This is a genomic window from Thalassospira sp. B30-1, from assembly GCF_015767575.1.
GTDB classification, from domain to species: domain Bacteria; phylum Pseudomonadota; class Alphaproteobacteria; order Rhodospirillales; family Thalassospiraceae; genus Thalassospira; species Thalassospira xiamenensis.
Window position 1 is genome coordinate 1815258 of sequence record NZ_CP065232.1, and the last position, 18024, is coordinate 1833281.

At 54.4% G+C, this 18024-nt stretch carries 14 protein-coding genes; all 14 read left to right on the plus strand.

Annotated features, from left to right (window positions below; all coding sequences use genetic code 11):
- The first annotated feature begins 61 nt into the window (after positions 1-61).
- The 14 genes from IT971_RS08730 to IT971_RS08795 all read left to right on the plus strand — a co-directional run bounded on the left by IT971_RS08730 (position 62) and on the right by IT971_RS08795 (position 18020).
- Positions 62-1723, plus strand: a complete 1662-nt coding sequence (locus IT971_RS08730; RefSeq protein ID WP_230729297.1) for a type I secretion system permease/ATPase — start codon at positions 62-64, stop codon at positions 1721-1723.
- On the plus strand, positions 1720-3102 hold the full coding sequence (locus IT971_RS08735; RefSeq protein ID WP_063092914.1) for an HlyD family type I secretion periplasmic adaptor subunit: 1383 nt from the start codon (positions 1720-1722) through the stop codon (positions 3100-3102). The genes IT971_RS08730 and IT971_RS08735 overlap by 4 nt, the downstream gene beginning before the upstream one ends.
- A 333-nt stretch (positions 3103-3435) precedes the next feature.
- A complete protein-coding gene (locus tag IT971_RS08740) occupies positions 3436-4230 on the plus strand; it encodes a calcium-binding protein (RefSeq protein WP_007089967.1) in 795 nt (264 codons plus the stop codon).
- A gap of 69 nt (positions 4231-4299) precedes the next feature.
- Complete coding sequence (locus IT971_RS08745) at positions 4300-6552, plus strand: glycosyltransferase (RefSeq protein WP_063092915.1); 2253 nt, start codon at positions 4300-4302, stop codon at positions 6550-6552.
- On the plus strand, positions 6549-7394 hold the full coding sequence (locus tag IT971_RS08750) for a class I SAM-dependent methyltransferase (protein WP_063092916.1): 846 nt from the start codon (positions 6549-6551) through the stop codon (positions 7392-7394). The genes IT971_RS08745 and IT971_RS08750 overlap by 4 nt, the downstream gene beginning before the upstream one ends.
- Positions 7391-8653 carry a glycosyltransferase family 4 protein gene (locus IT971_RS08755; protein WP_063092917.1) on the plus strand — a complete coding sequence of 421 codons (1263 nt, stop codon included), beginning with the start codon at positions 7391-7393 and terminating at the stop codon, positions 8651-8653. The genes IT971_RS08750 and IT971_RS08755 overlap by 4 nt, the downstream gene beginning before the upstream one ends.
- Before the next feature lie 21 nt (positions 8654-8674).
- The gene (locus tag IT971_RS08760) at positions 8675-9457 is read left to right on the plus strand and encodes a hypothetical protein (RefSeq protein WP_063092918.1); all 783 of its coding nucleotides are present in this window, start codon (positions 8675-8677) and stop codon (positions 9455-9457) included.
- Positions 9458-9468: 11 nt separating this feature from the next.
- Positions 9469-9624: a hypothetical protein gene (locus IT971_RS08765; RefSeq protein ID WP_156488011.1), complete on the plus strand. Its 156-nt coding sequence runs from the start codon at positions 9469-9471 to the stop codon at positions 9622-9624.
- On the plus strand, positions 9617-11809 hold the full coding sequence (locus IT971_RS08770) for a glycosyltransferase family 2 protein (protein ID WP_065701992.1): 2193 nt from the start codon (positions 9617-9619) through the stop codon (positions 11807-11809). The genes IT971_RS08765 and IT971_RS08770 overlap by 8 nt, the downstream gene beginning before the upstream one ends.
- Positions 11796-13118 carry a glycosyltransferase family 4 protein gene (locus tag IT971_RS08775; RefSeq protein WP_063092920.1) on the plus strand — a complete coding sequence of 441 codons (1323 nt, stop codon included), beginning with the start codon at positions 11796-11798 and terminating at the stop codon, positions 13116-13118. The genes IT971_RS08770 and IT971_RS08775 overlap by 14 nt, the downstream gene beginning before the upstream one ends.
- Positions 13119-13154: 36 nt before the next feature.
- Positions 13155-14345 (plus strand): polysaccharide pyruvyl transferase family protein, encoded by a 1191-nt coding sequence (locus IT971_RS08780; RefSeq protein WP_007089960.1) that lies wholly within the window; start codon positions 13155-13157, stop codon positions 14343-14345.
- 101 nt (positions 14346-14446) lie between these two features.
- Complete coding sequence (gene galE / locus IT971_RS08785; RefSeq protein WP_063092921.1) at positions 14447-15445, plus strand: UDP-glucose 4-epimerase GalE; 999 nt, start codon at positions 14447-14449, stop codon at positions 15443-15445.
- 145 nt (positions 15446-15590) lie between these two features.
- Positions 15591-16745 (plus strand): polysaccharide pyruvyl transferase family protein, encoded by a 1155-nt coding sequence (locus IT971_RS08790; RefSeq protein WP_063092922.1) that lies wholly within the window; start codon positions 15591-15593, stop codon positions 16743-16745.
- An 84-nt stretch (positions 16746-16829) separates the two neighbouring features.
- Positions 16830-18020: a hypothetical protein gene (locus IT971_RS08795; RefSeq protein ID WP_063093040.1), complete on the plus strand. Its 1191-nt coding sequence runs from the start codon at positions 16830-16832 to the stop codon at positions 18018-18020.
- Positions 18021-18024: the final 4 nt, after the last annotated feature.

Below are 18024 nucleotides of genomic sequence, written 5' to 3' on the forward strand. Positions count from 1 at the left end.
AAAATCGGTTATCCGCGAGGCGAGATTCACTTTTGTACGCGGTCTTGGATGGGCCGGGGTCTTGAGTGGCTTTATCAATGTTCTGCAACTGACCGTGCCGCTTTTCATGCTTCAGGTGCATGATCGCGTGATTAACAGTCAAAGTACCGATACGCTTAAATTGCTGCTCGCAATTGCGATTGGTGCCATCATTCTATACGGCATCCTTGATTTCATTCGGGCCCTGATCTTTCAGGAAATGGCCAAATCATTGTTGCGTCGCCTGAACTTGCCGGCCATTTCGGCGGCAATGAGCGTGGCGCTGGAAAAAGGATCGATACAGGGCACGCAGGTTCTGCGCGATTTGTCGGATTTGCGCAATTTTATCAATGGCAATACCATCAGTGCGCCACTCGAAGCGATCTGGTCGCCGATTTTCCTTGGTGTGATGTTTGCCCTTCATCCGTTTTACGGTATTGCGGGGCTTGTGGCGGTGCTGGTCCTCATCGGGCTTAGTCTGTTGGGTGATTTGCTTGTGCGACAGATCACCAAGGAAGGCACCGATGCCAATCTGCGTAATATCGGCGATATCGGGTCAACCGTATCAAATGCCGAGGCGATTGAGGCAATGGGCATGTTACCCGCACTTGCCATGCGCTGGCGCCAATCGCAGGTCCATGCCAGTGAGTTGCTTGATATCGGGAATGTCCGAAGTAAAGGCATGTATTCCGTCACGCGCTCGGCCCGTTTCGGCATGCAGATTTGCGTGCTGGCGATGGGGGCGTATCTGGTTATTCTGGGGGAAACAACACCCGGGGCGATGATTGGCGGTACGATTATCATGGGCCGTCTTCTGTTGCCGTTTGATAATGTTACGCGCGACTGGCGGGCGTGGGTTTCTGCTCTTTCGTCATGGAAGCGCATCCGGAATATCCTTGAGGAGCGTCATTCCGAGCGCGAAATCGAACCAACACCGCGTTCCGAAGGGCCGCTTGTTGTCGATAATCTTGTATATGCGGTGCCCGGCTCGAACGTGCCGGTTCTACGCGGGGTGAGCTTCGATCTTAACCCGGGCGAAATTCTGGGCGTGGTCGGGCCGTCGGCTGCTGGTAAATCGACCCTGTCGCGTCTGCTGGTCGGATCGGCGAAACCGACTGCTGGCGGCGTATTTCTTGACGGGCATAGCACCTATCTTTGGGAGCGCGGTTCGTTTGGCAACATGGTCGGTTATCTGCCGCAATCCGTTTCGCTTCTGAACGGCACCATCCGTGAAAACATTGGTCGCATGCGTGAAGCCAATCCGCGCAAGGTGATTGATGCGGCCCGCGCAGCCGGGGTGCATGAAATGATCGGCCGACTGCCACTTGGTTACGATACGCCGATCGGGGCGGGGCGACATACCCTGTCTGGTGGGCAGCAGCAACGCATTGCACTTGCCCGTGCTCTTTATGGCTGGCCACGTCTTCTGGTGCTTGATGAACCCAACGCCAACCTTGATGCTGAAGGTGAAGCATCACTGATCCGGGCGGTCCGTCAGGCAGCAGAAGGTGGGGCAATGGTTGTTCTGATCGCACACCGGCAAAGCATCATGCAATACGCCCACAAGCTGCTTGTCATGCAGGAAGGGCGGGTCAAACAGTTTGGTGAACGCACCAATGTGATCCGGGCGATGACGCAGGATGATAACGACATCAAAAACCTGCCCCCGGTTAAGCGCAATCAGCAAAACGGGGGTGCAGCATGAACCGAGTGATCAATGTCGACAACCGTGGCGAGGTCATGATTCCCGAAGACCCGCAACCGGCATGGTATCAGGTCCTTGACGAAGAGCGCACCGCGTCGCGTCAAAGCCTGCGAAAGCCGATCATGGCGGGAATCATCGTTATTGCCGTCGGGTTTGGCGGCTTCTTTTCCTGGGCTTTTACGGCCGAACTCGACAGTGCTGCAGTGGCATCGGGATCTGTCATTGTGGATTCCCGCAAAAAGGTTGTGAACCATTTCGAAGGCGGCATTTTGAAGAAGCTGCTGGTTGAAGAAGGTGATCGCGTCAAGGCGGGGCAAACATTGATGTTGCTGGATGGAACACGCAGTGAGTCCGAGTTGGGCCAGCTGCGCGGTGAACGATATGGGCTTATCGCCAAGCTTGCCCGACTTCGCGCTGAGCAAAGTGGCCGTGGTGAAATCGATTTTCCCGAGCAAATACTGAATGCGGAGCAGGATTATGTTGCCGATATCTTGCTGGATGAAAAGCGATTATTCGGCAAGCGTAATGAGGTTTACGATGCCAAGCGAAATGCCCAAGCCAAGCAAATAGAACAATTTGATGCCGAGGCGCGCGCACTGGAATCCCAGATAAATGCCCGCACCCGTCAGGAAAAGCTTGTTGCCGAGCAGCTCAAGGGCATCAGGCAGCTTGCGGAAAAGGGCTTCGCGACGCGCACCCAGTTGGTCGAGATAGAAAACAATTGGTCTGACCTTGTCGGGGATATGGGCGAGTTCAAGGCCCAAAAAGCCGCCGCCGAACAGCAAAAGGCTGAGGCCGAAATCAATCTTGCCTCGATTGAAATGGAATGGCAAAGCGATATCGCGACAGAAATCCAGGAAGCGCAACTGGCACTGAATGATGTGACCCAGCGTATCCGCGCCAGCGAGGATGTTCTGAACCGGCGCGAAGTCAAGGCACCGCAGGACGGTATTGTTGCCAATATTCAGATCCGCACGCCGGGTGGCGTGATCAGTCCGGCGGAGCCCATCATGGATATCATCCCGGAAAACGAGCCGCTTCTGATCGAAGCCATGATCAACCGTCAGGACATTGATTCGGTTCATGTCGGATCAAAAGCCCAAATCAAGCTTACGGCATATAGTCAGCGCCGGTTGGCACCGCTTGACGGCGAAGTCCGCTATGTTGCCGCCGACCAGACGGTCGATGAGAAACGCGACTCTTCCTATTACATCGTTCGGGCCGCAATTAACCCCGATGCATTGGCAAAACGCGATGATATCGAAATTCGACCGGGTATGCCGGCCGACATTCTGATCCTGAAATCTCCCAGAAGGGCGATCGACTATCTGATTGATCCGATCACTGAAAGCATGAGCAGGGCCTTCCGCGAGGACTGATTTTTGCTGATGCTGCGGGTGCGAAGGCCGCGGGCTGAAAGGTCTGCGGCCTTTTTCTTTGAATTATTGTTTAAAAGTAAAACTAAATAAAAATTAAACAAACAACAAATACTTATTAAATAAATATAGAAATATAATGTGATTATTGCCTTAATCCATAATATTGACACAATAAAAACACGAGAATATCTTCCTAAGATAAAAGAAAAGAATATAGGGTTGCTGTGTGGCCGATCTCAGGGTGGCCTCTAGCTGCCTTGAGGGAACGGCCAGCCTCTCGTGAGGGGATAACCCCCGCGATGTCAATAATGTTGGGACACGAAGGAGGATACCATGGCAACTCTCGAAGGCGGCGCCTTTGATGATGCGCTTCTAGGGTCTCGTTTCAGCGACGTGATTTTCGGACGTGGCGGTGACGATACAATCTTCGGACAAGGTGATGACGATGTTCTGTTCGGTGAAGAGGGCGATGACGTTCTGTTCGGCGGCGCAGGAAACGATGTCGCGATTGGTGGCGAAGGTGACGATATCCTGTTCGGTGGATCGGGTGACGATGTGCTGATGGGGGATTCCGGCAGCGACCTGTTGATAGGTGGCTCTGGCGAAGACGTACTGTCAGGTGGTGCCGGTGACGACACCCTGCTTGGCGGTTCGGACAATGATGTCCTTGATGGTGGCGCAGGCGATGATCTTATGGTCGGCGGTGGCGGCGATGACATCATGCTGGGCGGTGCAGGCGACGATCAGTTGCTGGGCGGTTCTGGGGACGATGTTCTCCAGGGTGGCGATGGCAATGACGTCCTGCTTGGCGGCTCCGGGGACGATGTCCTTGACGGTGGTGCCGGGGACGACCTGCTGGTCGGTGGCTCGGGTAGCGATACCTTTGTCTTCACCGGTGGCGGCGGCAACGACGTCGTGCTCGACTTCACGGTTGGTGAAGACATGCTTTCCATTAGCAGCAACATCAATGATACCGGCATTGAAAGTGCCGATGATATTGCTGCGCGTGCATCGCAGGTTGGCGCCAACACTGTTATCGACCTTGGCAATGGGGATTCCATCACCCTCAACAATGTCGATGCAGAAGACGTCCAGGACAATCCGGACAGCTTCTTCAGCGTCCAGTAATCCGAATGTTGGCGTCCGCAACTTATGTTGCGGGCGTCACCCCGTTCTTCTTGTGAAGTGAAAATCGCCATGCTTGAATTTGCCTCGTCCGATGCTGTGCGGACGACCGGTGACGCGCCGGACGTTTGCCTGCTTAACCCGGAAACATTGCTTCTGATCTGGGATATGCCGACCCGCTTGTGGGCGGTGCCCAAACTTGAAACTACCGAAGGCAAGGCAATCTCGCCGCAAGCCACACTGCGTTTGCCGCTTAATGGTGGCGGCACGCGACTTCTGCGCCTGATCCGTCGGCCTAAGGACGAACCGGTTTCGTTCCTGGCAGAAGCAGGGACTCTTGGCCGCAAAGATGAAATCACCATCGATCCGGAAGGTGATTTTGAATTTGCCAATGCGAGCATGCTGCTTGAAGACGTGACGCCATCGGGACGCTTGTCTCTTATGTCTGCGCTGCTTGGTGCGTGGGCAAGCATGTTTCGTACCCGCCGAAGCAAAAGTTACACCGCATTTCTCAATAAACTGGTTTCCGAAATTGTCGATACGCCACAGCGCGCCAAAGCGGTCGCAAAACTCTCAGATCAGCAGATACTGATCTCGGCTGGGCTGCCGGTGGCGTTTGGTGACATCGAAGCTGTTTATATCGTGTCCTCGTTCGGATTCCGCCGTCTGGCTGTTCCGCCACATGAAAGCAGCGAGGGGCCCCAAGGCAAAAAACAGACCTACATGATCGCTGATCGCGACGGCACCGAGAACGGTGCCTATCTCGTCGTGACCGGCGGACGCGCGCTGGCCATTCGCCATCTGGCGGCGACGCCAGTTTTGCCCTCGTTGTCGCGATGGTGGCTGGCGCGCGGCAAATCTGATGCCGATCTGCGCGAATATATCATTGGCGCAATGGCGCGTGGCGATACCAAGGCCAGAAAGGCCGCGCTTGAATTCCAGCTACGCTGTCCGCTTTCAAGCCAGCGGGTTACGGGTGGCGGTGGCTTGCCCAGTGGTGAGGTCGACCTTGCCGTAACTACTGCGCGTGGCACCCTGATTGGCGGCTGGTATCGTGATCCGGCTGAAATGATCGCCAGCATTGATATTCTTGACAGCAAGGGCACAGCCCATCCATTCGGCGATGGTTTTTATCGCTATGCCGGGAATGTCATGGATGACGACCGAACGGTTTCGGCCACCGGGTTTGTCGGGTTTTATCGTGACATTCAAAGCCAGGTACCGATCCTTCAACCACGCAGTTTGATGCGACTGACCTCGGGCAGTCGTCACCTGATGGTGCCAACCGCCCAGCCGATTGACCCGGCAGAGGCGCGGGCACGTATCCTGCGTGCGGTCCCACCGCAGCACCTGACTGACGAGATCATTGAAAACTGTCTGGCTCCGGTCATTGGTGATTTGCAGCAGAAATTGCTTGCTGCTGCCAAAGCGGATCGAACCATCGAGTTTGGTGAGCAGCTTAAAGAGCCCGCTGTTTCGATTGTTGTGCCGCTGTATCGGGTGCTCGATTTCCTGCGTGCCCAGGTTGGTGCCTTTGCCTGTGACCCCTGGATTTCACGATATTGCGAAGTGATTTACGTTCTGGATTCTCCGGAACAGGCAGAAGAGTGCGAACATCTGCTGCGTGGGTTGCATCTGCTTTATGACATGCCGATGCGTCTGGTGGTCATGACCCGAAATGGGGGGTATGCGCGGGCCTGCAATTCAGGTGCCGAACAGGCTCGGTCAGACCTGATCGCGATGCTGAATTCGGATGTCATTCCCTATCAGATTGGCTGGCTGGAATTGATGGCCTCAAAAATGGGCGGTCCGCAGGATGTCGCCGCGGTCGGGCCAAAGCTTCTGTTTGAAGATGGCTCGTTGCAGCATGCCGGAATGTATTTTGCCCGCAATGAACGCGGACAATGGCTGAACCATCATTTCTATAAAGGGCTGCCCGATCAGTTCCGTGACGCCAATGTTGAACGATCCGTTCCCGGGATCACCGGGGCTTGCATGCTGTTGCATCGTGGCACGTTCAATGATGTCGGTGGCTTTACCGAAGATTACGTGATCGGCGATTACGAGGACAGTGACCTTTGCCTCAAAATCCGCAAGGCCGATTTCGATATCAAATATGTACCTGACGCCAGCCTTTATCATTTCGAGCGAAAGTCGATCTCGACCCACACCGATTACATGCTTGGTGTGGCGACGCAATACAACGCCTGGCTTCATGCCTCGCGCTGGTCAGACATGCTCGAAGATTTCCACAAAAACGATGTTCCACAGAACCGGCCGCAAAACCGTGTTTCAGATAAAGACGATCAAGGAGAAGCGGCATGAGCCAGGTTCTGGCATTTTCCAACCATGATGAACCGGTGCTCGACGCCAAAAGCGAACAGCATCTGGACTGGCTTTGCAAGCAGATCATCGCCAATCGTTTTCTGCCGGTACCGCCCGAAGAAGCCGTTTTTGTCGGCGATGGCGACTATCGTGCCATCGGTGCCGAATTTCTGGGGCATTTTGTCCGCCGGGCGGGCCTTATGCCTGACCATGATGTGCTTGATATCGGGTGCGGCATCGGGCGGATTGCGGTGCCACTGACCCAGTATCTTGATGCGTCCAATGCGATCTACGAAGGCATTGACCCGGTTGCAAACGGGATTGAATGGTGCAAGCGCACGATTTCACCCGCTTATCCAAATTTTGGTTTCCAGACGCAGGACGTCAAAAACGCGCTGTATAATCCCGAAGGATCCATCGGCGGGCGTGGCATGCGGTTGCCTTTTCAGGATGGTGCATTCGATTTCACCGCAATGATCTCGGTGGCAACCCACTTGCCGCCTGAAGAAATCGAAACCTATTGCACCGAGGTGTTCCGCGTGCTGCGCCCGGGCGGGAAGCTGTTTCTGACGGCATTCATCATTCGCGATCCAGAAGAACTTTCAAAGCCCGGTTGCGATCCGCGACTGACCAGTCTGGAAAAACTTGAAAACCAGCCGTGCTGGCATCTTAAGGGTGAAAACCCGATGGCGGCCGTCGGCTTTGATGATGGTTTCATCGACGGCGCGATGAGTGCCGCCGGATTTACCCTGAAATCCAAAAGTTTCGGAACCTGGCACGGTGATCAGGCCGATCATTACCAGGACTTCCTGATTGCAGAAAAACCGCGGAGGAACGCATGAACCCGCGCATCATGGTTCTGGCTCATAATCATCCCGATTTGCATCCCGGCGGCACCGAGATTTTCGCCCACGATCTGTTTAATGCCTATAAGCGGGCAGGGTGCGAAGCCATTTTCATTGGCGCGACCAACGATATCCATCGTGAACGTCGCCCTGGCACCAGCTTTCAGGCGATCAATGATGCCGGTGATGAAATGCTGTTCTGGGCGGGGCATTTTGACCGGTTTAACATGTCGCAGACGGATCTTTATGCCGTCGCGCCGAATTTTACCGAGCTACTGAAAACCTGGGATCCGGATGTGGTGCATATCCATCATCTGGTTCTTTGGGGGATCGAGTTGCCGATTCTGATCCGCCGTGTTTTGCCGCATTGCCAGATCGTGATGACCTTGCATGACTACTATGCGATTTGCCCGAATGACGGGTTGATGATCCATCGCGGGACCCGTCAGCGTTATCTGGAAGCGGACCGGATTGGCAAACGTTGTGGTCTTGATGGCATTGCGCCGGAACGGTTTTCAATGCGGACGGTCAATCTGCGCAATCATCTTCGCGTTGTTGATCGCTTTCTGTCTCCAAGCGCGTTCCTGCGTGATCGCTATGTCGATTGGGGAATTGACCCGGCAAAGATCGAAGTCATGCACAATGGTCGCCCGTCCGTACCGGCCGCACCCAAACGCGATATGGGGGCCGGGATGCCAAATGTGTTTGGTTATTTCGGCAATCTGAACCCATGGAAGGGGGCGGATGTTCTGCTTGAAGCCAGTCAGAAACTGGCAGCCGATGATGTTGATTTTGAATTGCGTATTCACGGCGGGGCACCGTTCCAGACTGTTGCCTTTAATGAAAAGATTGATGGTCTTTTCGATGCAACCGGTTCGAAAGTTCACCGTATGGGGGCCTATGAACGAGCCGATATCCCCGAACTGATGGCACGCATCGATTGGGTCGTCGTACCGTCGATCTGGTGGGAAAATGCCCCGCTAGTCATTCAGGAAGCGTTCCAGCATGGCCGTCCTGTGATCACAAGCGGCATCGGCGGCATGGCTGAAATGGTCCGCGATGGTCATGACGGTATTCACGTGCGCGCCGATGATCCGGCCGATCTTGCCCGTGTGATGAAGGACTGTGCCACCAATCCGAAACTCTGGAAGAAGCTGTCGGGGCATGTGCGTCCGCCAGCCGGTATCGATGAAGTTGCGCAAAAGCACCTTGTGCTGTTTCGCAAGATGATCCGTCCCGATTTCGTCGCGGCCTGACACAGATAAAAGGAGGCATTCATGGCGATTGCCCAGAAAGACCTATCAGAAACATCTGCAAAGCCCGTTGCCAATGATGCGGCAAAAAACGATGTCGAACCGGCGATCCCGACAATCGAGGGACGCGTTGATGCGATTGATCGTCAACGGTTGTTTGGCTGGGTCTGGTGCCCGGAGCGCCCGGATGCGCGCATCGAAGTTATCGTTCGTCTGAACGGGCATACCTTGTTGCGGATGAAGGCCGAAAACGAGCGTGTCGACCTGCGCCGTAATGGCATAGGCGACGGTGCCCACGCATTCGAGGTGGAGCTTCCCGAAGCCGCCTTGGCAAGTGTTGAAAATGTTAGCGTTTTCGCGATTGCGCCTGAAACCGGCGATCAGATCGAGTTGCGCATTCCGTCGCAAAGCGAACAGCAGGCGCAATCGGCCGTCAACGCGCCGCTTTCGAAAATTCTGGACCGGCTTGATCGTTTGCTGGCGGCTCAGCACATTTTACAAAATGGTCAGCGTGAAGCCGCCAAGCGCCTTGTTGATGCATCCAAGCGCATGGATGAACTGGCGTCCGCCGATGACGGGATCGAGGCCGGTGTGAAGCTTGTTCGTACCGGGCAGGACGAACTGACCCGTCGTGTTGAGGAACTCGAAGTTTTCCTGGTTCGCTTCGACAAGTCACTTGGCGGATTTGACGAACGTCTTTCCGTATTGACCGAGCGGCATCGCAACGATCTGAAAACGCCGCTTTTGGTGCTGTCCTGCCTGATTGGTGTGACGGTCGGACTTTCCATCGGCGCAATGGTTTGGTGAGGCAGGGCGTCATGACAAAGGCCAACAATCATCGCGAATTGCTCGAAAGTACCGGCAGCGCGGATTTTTCGGCGCCGTCATTTGTAATGACGGTGCCGTTCGGTCTGGCTGAACTGTTTTTCAATTCACAATCACAAGAAATGACAAGGAGGGCAGGGCATGACTGAACCGTCTGGAATGCCGCTGGACGGCAGGACCGTTGTGGCCGCTTTGGTCGATGACGGGCTTGCGCTTATGGCGGGTGTCGGTGCTGCGATGCCCGCGACAATCGATGTATTCCTGAACGGTCAATCTGATGCCAAGGTTCAGGCATCAATCATCAGTTGGCGTCGTGCCGATGGCCCACCCGAGGCTGCTTTTGGTTTTGTCGCACTTCTGCCGATGCAGAATGTATCGCAACGCCGATTGAAAACGGCCCTGTTCAAGGCACCGGGACAGCCCGGCGAATATCGGATTGAAAGCCGCTCGCAGGGACTTGAATCCATTCTATCTGCCGTGGCCGAGCAATCCGGGTCGGCATTCGCGACCGTGATTGACGGCGTTATCGAGGCGCTTCTGGCCGGCAACCCGAACAAGAAGCGTTTGCGCACTGTGGCTGCCCTTGTCCGGATTGCTGCACGAAGCAACGGCTTTATCGAAGTTCTGGGCGGTCTGGAAGAAGGCGATATTTACATTCAGGGCTGGTCGAGCAATTTCCCGACCGGCCGCACCCGCGTGATCGCGATAGACGAAGGCCCGGTTCTTGCCGAACTGACCAGTGCTGAATTTCAACGCGATGATCTTGGTGAACATGCATCGGGCGTTACCGGGCTTATGGCTGGCGACACCAGGATCAATCCGAGCAAGTTGCAGCGCGTTTATTTCCGTGGTCGTGATGGCTGGTTCTCGATCGAGGTTTATCAGCAGCGCGTGCTGGTTGCCTTGCAAGATGTGCCTGCGCATATCCGTTCTGTTCTGGATCGGGTAAAGGCGCCCGATAACATCCTTGCGCAAATCCGGATGGCAGCCCATCGCTTTGACGGTCGCGATACTGTTTCCGAACTGGATCGTCCGGTGCGGATCGGGATCGACTTTTCGCTGGTGATAGAAGGCAGTGGCATTCTGGTATCGGGCTGGATGCTTGACCCTGATCGTGCGGTTGAAACCGTCATGTTGCGCGTTGGCGGTGAAGCGGTTCGGATTGATGATCGCTGGACCCGGCAGTCACGGCCCGACGTTACCAATGCATTTCTGAACGATCCGATGTTTTCGGGGCTTAACCCGGCACGTAACAGCCATGGTTTTCTGGTGTTCTGTCCGCTGGAAGATACACCGTCATCCGATCAGCCGGTTTATCTGGAACTGGCCATATCCGACGCGTTCCCGGCCTATTGCCCGCTAAACCCGACCCGTGCGTCGGCGCGACAGGCATTGTCGCGGGTTCTGCCGTCCCTTGATCCGCGTTCGGTTACGGCATCAAACAGCATCGAACGACAGTTTGGCCCGATGTTGCAGAACATGACGGCGCAAAGCCCGTTTGCCATCGATACCCATGATATCGGCAATTTCGATGAAGACGCGCCAGTTACCCTGATCGTTGGTGTTGACGACACGATTAGCGATATCGGTGTGACTATTGCCTTGCTTGGCCTTGATGAGGTCACGCGCCATCTGCCGATTGTGATAGCAGGCCCCGCCGAAAGTTTTGATCAGGTCGGCAGCGACATGATGAGGCTGGCGGCCTTTTATAAACTTAATGTCCGCATCGTTTTTGCCGAGGGCGTCGAGGATTTCTGCGACGCGCTTGAGGTTGGCGTTGCTGCAACGAATTCCGAAACAATCGCGTTGGTGTCAGCACACATCCTGCCACACGACACAGGCTGGTTCGAGCCATTGCTGGCGGCTTATCGCAAACGCGGCAGCAAATGCGTCGTCTGTCCGACGATCCTGTTTGAAGATGATTCCGTCCGTTGGGCAGGCACCTGGATCGAGGGCGATGTCGACGGGCAGTATTTGTCGGATCGTTATGTCGGTTATCCGCGTGCCGTTCTGGCCGATGCCGAACCGACCGAAGTCAGTGCCGGAACCCCGGAATGTTGCGTCATGCCGCGCAAGGCATTCGAAGACATAAACGGTTTTACTCGTGGCTATATTGGCCCGTCGGAAAAGGGGCTCGACCTTGCGCTGAAACTGCGCATGGGCGGGACGGCGTCATGGTGGATTCCGGAAATCGAAGTCCTGGGGAGCGAACAATCGATAACAAGCGCCCCCGCCTGGGAGGAACTTTCGCATCGTCTTGACCGCTGGGCGTTTGATCGCCGCTGGTCATTGGTCGTCTCAAATTTGCGGAGCCACAATCATGCCGTCGACTGACCTGCGTGTCCTCATCATTTCGCACGGACATCCCAGCATGTCGCTGGGCGGGGCCGAAGTGGCCTCCTACAACCTGCATAAAGGCTTGAACGAACTGGACGGGGTGGAAAGCTTCTATCTGGCCCGTGTCGGTCATCCGGTGCCGCGTCACGGTGCGTCTGCACTTATGAGTCTGCGCCAGAAAGATAACGAAATCCTGTATCATGCAGAAAACTATGATCATTTTCTGCTGTCGAACGGGAATACTGACGAAATTGATCGCGATCTGTTGCGCTTTGTGCGCGATTATGAGCCGGATGTTGTGCATTTTCACCACTATCTCGGCCTCGGTTTGGAAACTATCTATGCGATCCGTGAAGCCATGCCGGATGCGGCGATCTTCTTTACCTTCCACGAATTCCTGACGATCTGTCACAACCACGGACAGATGGTAAAAAGCGGCGGGACGAAGCTTTGCAACCGGGCAAGCCCCATCGAATGCAACGGCTGTTTCCAGAACATCTCGCCGGCATCCTTCCTGCGTCGCGAGCGGTTCATCAAGGCGATGCTTAATCTGGCCGATCATTATGTGTCCCCCAGCGATTTTCTGGCGGACCGGTTTGTCGACTGGGGATTGGATCGTGACAAGATGTCGGTGATCGAAAACGGTCTGGACGTCAAGGAGGCGGCAAATACCCGGGCACTTTCCAAGGCGCAACCACGCCGGTCGCGTTTCGCGTTCTTTGGTCAGCTAACCATGTTCAAGGGTGCTGATATCCTGCTGGATGCGGTGGGCCGTGTGCCTGATGAAATCTGGGGGGATGATGCCCGGATGATGATCTTTGGTGGCAATCTTGAGCGGCAACCCATTGAATATCAGGAAAAAGTCCACGACCTGATCGAAAAAGCCGGTGAACGTGTCCGGTTCTATGGCGCTTATCAGAACAGCGAAATGCCCAAACTGATGGAGCTCGCCGACTGGACGATCATTCCGTCGATCTGGTGGGAAAATTCACCGATCGTCATTCAGGAAGCCTTCTTCCATGGGCGTCCAATGATCTGTTCGAATATCGGTGGCATGGCCGAAAAAATTACTGATGGCGTCAATGGTCTGCATTTCCGTGTCGGCAGTGCCGAAGACCTTGCCGACCGTCTTGTTGATGCCCTTACCGACAATAAAATCTGGGATCGGATGCGCGAAGGAATTCCCCGCCCGCCGACCTATATCGATTGCGCCGAGCAACATCTCGCGCAGTACCGGGAGGTTCTCGAGACCCGCCCGATGTCTGTGACTCCTGTGTCGCAGCACTCCGTCGCCAGCACGGCATAACGATAATCAGAAGTCACCTAGCCAAGGAGAAATACTATGGCGCGCGTTCTCGTAATGATTCCATCGGGCGAAGTCTACGACCATGATTGTGTCCGCTGGTACAATTATCAGGATATTCAACGTAGTATCGACCACTATCACAATATTGGCGATGCGTTCGTATACGATTCATCACTGAAATTGATGAATTATGACAAGCTCGGCGTTCTGCCGATTGCAGAGCCCAAAATGGAAGATATTGATCGTCTGCGTGAAGAATACGATTACGTCTTCCTGCGTGGGTCGAACTATATCCATTCTGATATGGATTGGCGCAATACCATCGAAGTCCTCGAACGGCTGCGCTTGCCTGTTCTGGGTTTTGGTATCGGTGCGCAGGCTCCGGTCAAGGGCAAGCTGGAATTGTCCGACCAGACCAAACGCGTCTTGCGGATGATGGCCGATTCCACGACTTCAATCGGTGTGCGCGGGGCTTACACTGCCCAGGTTCTTTGGGATCTGGGAATTACCAATGTTCGCATTGTCGGGTGTCCGACGGCCTTCCGGTCCAATAATCCGGACATGCGCATCAAGCTCCCGTCGCTTGACGCTGTACGCAATGTCGGTATCACCCTGCGGCGCGAAGTTTCCCCAGCCTACGCACAGAACATTGAACGGTATCTGACTTTCCATCGCGATCTGGTCAAGGAACTGGCACATCGGTTCGATGACATCACCCTGATGGCCCAGGGCGAACCCGAAGAAAAGAAACTGGTTTTCGGGACCAATGCCCAGAAAGAAGAGGCAATGCAGGCCCTTAAAAACAACGATTGGGTCAAGAACTGGTATCTCGATCCGACGATGGAAAAGCTGTATCGCGAAAAGCTATTCTATTCCGATGTCGTGGCCGATTACGAACATCTGGTCCGCACCAAGGATTGTGTTCTGGGCTATCGCCTGCACGGCAATCTGATGGCGTTGTCGAACGGTGTTCCATCGATCTATTTCACCTATGACAGCCGCACGGTGGAATTTGCCGAAACCTATCAGATTCCTTCCTACGACGTGTTCTCGAAAAAGGAATTCGTGCTTGAGGATTACTGGAATCAGGATCTGTTCGACAAATTCAATCGCGCCTGGTTCCAAACCTATCGCGAGATGGCAACGTTCCTTACGGAAAACAATATCGATCACAAGATGGTCGATGTGATGGCCCGAGACGCTCAGCCCGAGCGCAAGGTCGCCTGATTAAACCCGGTGCAGCCATTTCGCACCGTACTATCGGGCGGGATGGCTGTGCCACCACAAGCATGTCCGCAAACGGGCAGCGATAACAAGGAGACACGGCAATGACTGTACTTGTAACGGGTGGCGCAGGTTATATCGGTAGCCACGCAGCGCTTGCACTTCTGGATGCCGGGCGACATGTCGTCGTCCTCGATAACCTTAGTCAGGGGCACCGCTGGGCTGTTCCGGCCGGGGCTGCCTTTGTCGAAGGTGACTGCGGCGATTATGAGCTGGTTGGCAAACTCATCACCGATCACGATGTGACGGCAATCATGCATTTTGCGGGCTCGATCATCGTGCCGGAATCGGTCGTTTATCCGCTTGATTATTACTACAACAACACGGTGAATTCCCGTGCGCTTGCACAGGCCACTGTTGATGCCGGTATCCGGCATTTCATCTTTTCCTCGACCGCAGGTGTTTATGGTGAACCGGCCAAAACCCCGATCCTTGAAGATTTCCCGTCAAAACCGATTTCGCCTTATGGCACGTCGAAAATGATGACGGAAAAGATGCTGGCCGATGCCTCGGTTGCCCATGACATGAATTATGTCGCATTGCGCTATTTCAATGTTGCCGGTGCGGATCCCAAAGGTCGGGCAGGGCAGACGTCACGCAAGGCGACCCATCTGATCAAGATCGCAAGCCAGGCCGCGACCGGTGTCCGCTCGCATCTGGAAATCTATGGCGAAGATTACGAAACCCCCGATGGCACCTGTATTCGCGATTACATCCATGTTTCCGACCTTGCCAATGCGCATGTTCTTGCATTGGAATATCTGGAAAATGGTGGCGAAAGCGACGTGATGAATTGTGGTTACGGTCGCGGTTTCTCCGTCAAGGAAGTGATTTCGGCGGTCAAGGAAGTATCAGGCGTTGATTTCCCGGTCAAACTGGCCGAACGCCGGCCGGGTGATCCTGCGGCGCTGATTGCCGGAGCAGACCGTGTTCGTGAAAAACTCGGTTGGGTGCCGAAACATGATGATCTTGAAATGATCGTGCGTCATGCCCTTGACTGGGAGGAAAGCCTGAAAAACCGTCAGGTGGTCGACGCCGCATAACACCCGAGCGCCAAGAAGGGAGGAAACGTCCATTACGAGCAAGCGGTTCAGAAGGATCAAAATGGCCCGAACCGCAATAGCAGGAGTACCAGAAATGAGCCAGATAACCCCCTCCACTGGCCAGAGGCCCCGTATCGGCGTTCTCATGCCGGCAGGCAGAGTTGTCGAAAATGTCGGAGTGGTAACGCATACTTTTGGATCCCCGGAAAAAGCCACTCGGCTATTTACCAATATCGGTGACTGCTTCGTCTATGACTCATCCCTGAGAATTCTTGATTACGCTGAACTCTATCCTATTTATGCTTCGGCCAATGGCGATATTTCAGAAGCCCAGATCGAAAAAATCAACCTGCTTGATTATCTGTTTCTGCGCGGATCGAATTACATCCATACCAACGGTCAATGGGATCCGATCATTCGGGTGTTGGAGCGAACCAAAGTTCCGGTAATTGCATTTGGTATTGGTGTGCAAACACCTGACAATTCGGAAGACTACGTCAATGAGTCGACCAAGCGTTTCCTTCAAATCGTATCTCATCGGTCGGCAACGCTGGGGGTGCGCGGGAATCTTTCGAAAAAGGCGCTGAACTCGATTGGGATCAAGAATGTCCGCGTTTTTGGGTGTCCGACGGCGTTCCGCCACTGCAAACCGAAACTCAGTCTCCCCCGCATCAAGGCCAACGAAATTAAAAGGCTTGGTTTTACCCTAAGGCGCAAAACACATGGTTTTGGGACGCTGCAACGCTATTTGATGCGCACACTTGCGGAACGATATCAGACCGAATTCCTGTGTGCGGGTGAACTGGAAGAAAAGGCCATTTTCTATGCCCGCTGCAACCAGATTGCCAACGCGGACGAAGTGATGGCAAAGGCCGTCAACCAGCTTATCAAGGAACGCTGGCTTTATGGTGAAAACGACCCGATCTTGCAACTGTATAAATCGTCACTGGCGGTTTTCGAAACGGTGGCAGATTTCGAGGAAGCAGAACAGCATCTTGATGCCGTAACCGGCTTCCGTCTGCATGGTAATCTTCTGGCGCTCGCCAACGAAGTGCCAGCGCTTTACATCACCTACGACACGCGAACTCGCGAATTTGTCAAAACGCTGGGCATTCCGCATGTCGACGGTCGCTATATCGACAAGTTTTCCTTCGAAGAAGCCTGGGATCAGGCAGATTTCGGCCATTTCGAGGAAACCTACCAGATGCGGTTTGGCGAACTTAAAACCTTCCTTGAAGAGAACGGCATGGCGCACCGCCTTGGTGCAACTCCGACCCCATACGTGGTCGAGGCGGCGTGATCAATGCTGCGCGGGCGTGGCCGGTTTTCCTAGTGCCGGTCATGCCTGTGTTTCTTTTCGTTTCAAACGGTAATGGATGGCGACGTGTTAACCAGATCGCATTTCCGCTACGCGGCAGTATTGATTGCGACCGTCTTTTCCGGCGGCAGCATACTTGCTTTCTCATCTCCGAATTCCTCGGCGCTTGAATTGACCGTCAAGGGACCGGAAAAAGTCATTTTTGACAGTGACGTTGCGGGTTGTGATTCACATCATTTGCCCGATGCGCCAGCACGTGCCTTTCGCGATGATAAGGGGCGCATGATCCTGTTTGCGCCGAATTTTCAGAACCGGGCATTTGTCGGGTATGGTTTCGATAGCCTGAAACCCGATTGCGACAGCCGGTTTATGGCGGCAGGCAAGGCGCGGCCCGATCTTCTCGATGACCGCACCTGGATCCACGCCATTTACACCAATGATGGCAGAAATGTTTATGCACTGGGCAGTGCCAGCTTCATGCCGTATCGGCACGAAATGCCCTGCAAGGGACGGACAAAGCGGATTGATTGCTGGATCAACGGATTGGTAACGCTGAAATCGACCGATGGTGGCAAGACATTTGATTATCTGGGAAAACCGCCTCATCACGCACCCTTTCCGCCACCCGAACCTTATCGCGATGACCGCAAACGTGCGCCAAGCTACGTAACCGTGACCAACATCATCAATTGGCAGAATTATCTTTATGCCATTGTCTGGCGACGGGAAGAGGAATGGAAAAATTCGCGCAATTGTCTGGTCCGCGCCCCCGCCAATGACCCGTCAAGCTGGCAGGTTTGGGATGGCGAGGATTTCATCGACGCTGCCCGCCTGACTGAAAACGTATGGCATGTCAAACAGACTGATTGCGCCCGAGTTGGTCCAAGAGGCATTACCTCGATCCGGGGGCTGGTGCGACACGAAGGCACCAATAACTTTATTGCGATCTATCAGCACCGGCAACGCAACAAGGACGGTACAGATCGTCACGGAATCTTTTATTCGACGTCGGCAGATATGAAAAACTGGTCGGATCCGCAGTTCCTTCTGGATGAGGATCTGGACCCCGATGCCGGACCGGGGGATCCGTTTGCCGCCTATGCCACCATGATTGATGAAGACAGTCAGGATCGGCTTTTTAGCACTGTGGATGACGAGGCCAGCCTCGTGTTCGTGCGTTTGATCCCAAAGCCTCATAACGGGAAGTGGCGGGTGCCGCGACAGTTGGTACGTTTTCCCGTTTCCATCAGGAAGTAAAAGG

What these genes read in the sequence shown, in the direction of transcription:
- IT971_RS08760 (WP_063092918.1), top strand. Translation starts at nt 8,675, where the DNA reads ATGGCGATTGCCCAGAAAGACCTATCAGAAACATCTGCAAAGCCCGTT.
- IT971_RS08780 (WP_007089960.1), top strand. Translation starts at nt 13,155, where the DNA reads ATGGCGCGCGTTCTCGTAATGATTCCATCGGGCGAAGTCTACGACCAT.
- IT971_RS08750 (WP_063092916.1), top strand. Translation starts at nt 6,549, where the DNA reads ATGAGCCAGGTTCTGGCATTTTCCAACCATGATGAACCGGTGCTCGAC.
- IT971_RS08765 (WP_156488011.1), top strand. Translation starts at nt 9,469, where the DNA reads ATGACAAAGGCCAACAATCATCGCGAATTGCTCGAAAGTACCGGCAGC.
- galE (WP_063092921.1), top strand. Translation starts at nt 14,447, where the DNA reads ATGACTGTACTTGTAACGGGTGGCGCAGGTTATATCGGTAGCCACGCA.
- IT971_RS08790 (WP_063092922.1), top strand. Translation starts at nt 15,591, where the DNA reads ATGCCGGCAGGCAGAGTTGTCGAAAATGTCGGAGTGGTAACGCATACT.
- IT971_RS08735 (WP_063092914.1), top strand. Translation starts at nt 1,720, where the DNA reads ATGAACCGAGTGATCAATGTCGACAACCGTGGCGAGGTCATGATTCCC.
- IT971_RS08755 (WP_063092917.1), top strand. Translation starts at nt 7,391, where the DNA reads ATGAACCCGCGCATCATGGTTCTGGCTCATAATCATCCCGATTTGCAT.
- IT971_RS08770 (WP_065701992.1), top strand. Translation starts at nt 9,617, where the DNA reads ATGACTGAACCGTCTGGAATGCCGCTGGACGGCAGGACCGTTGTGGCC.
- IT971_RS08745 (WP_063092915.1), top strand. Translation starts at nt 4,300, where the DNA reads ATGCTTGAATTTGCCTCGTCCGATGCTGTGCGGACGACCGGTGACGCG.
- IT971_RS08740 (WP_007089967.1), top strand. Translation starts at nt 3,436, where the DNA reads ATGGCAACTCTCGAAGGCGGCGCCTTTGATGATGCGCTTCTAGGGTCT.
- IT971_RS08775 (WP_063092920.1), top strand. Translation starts at nt 11,796, where the DNA reads ATGCCGTCGACTGACCTGCGTGTCCTCATCATTTCGCACGGACATCCC.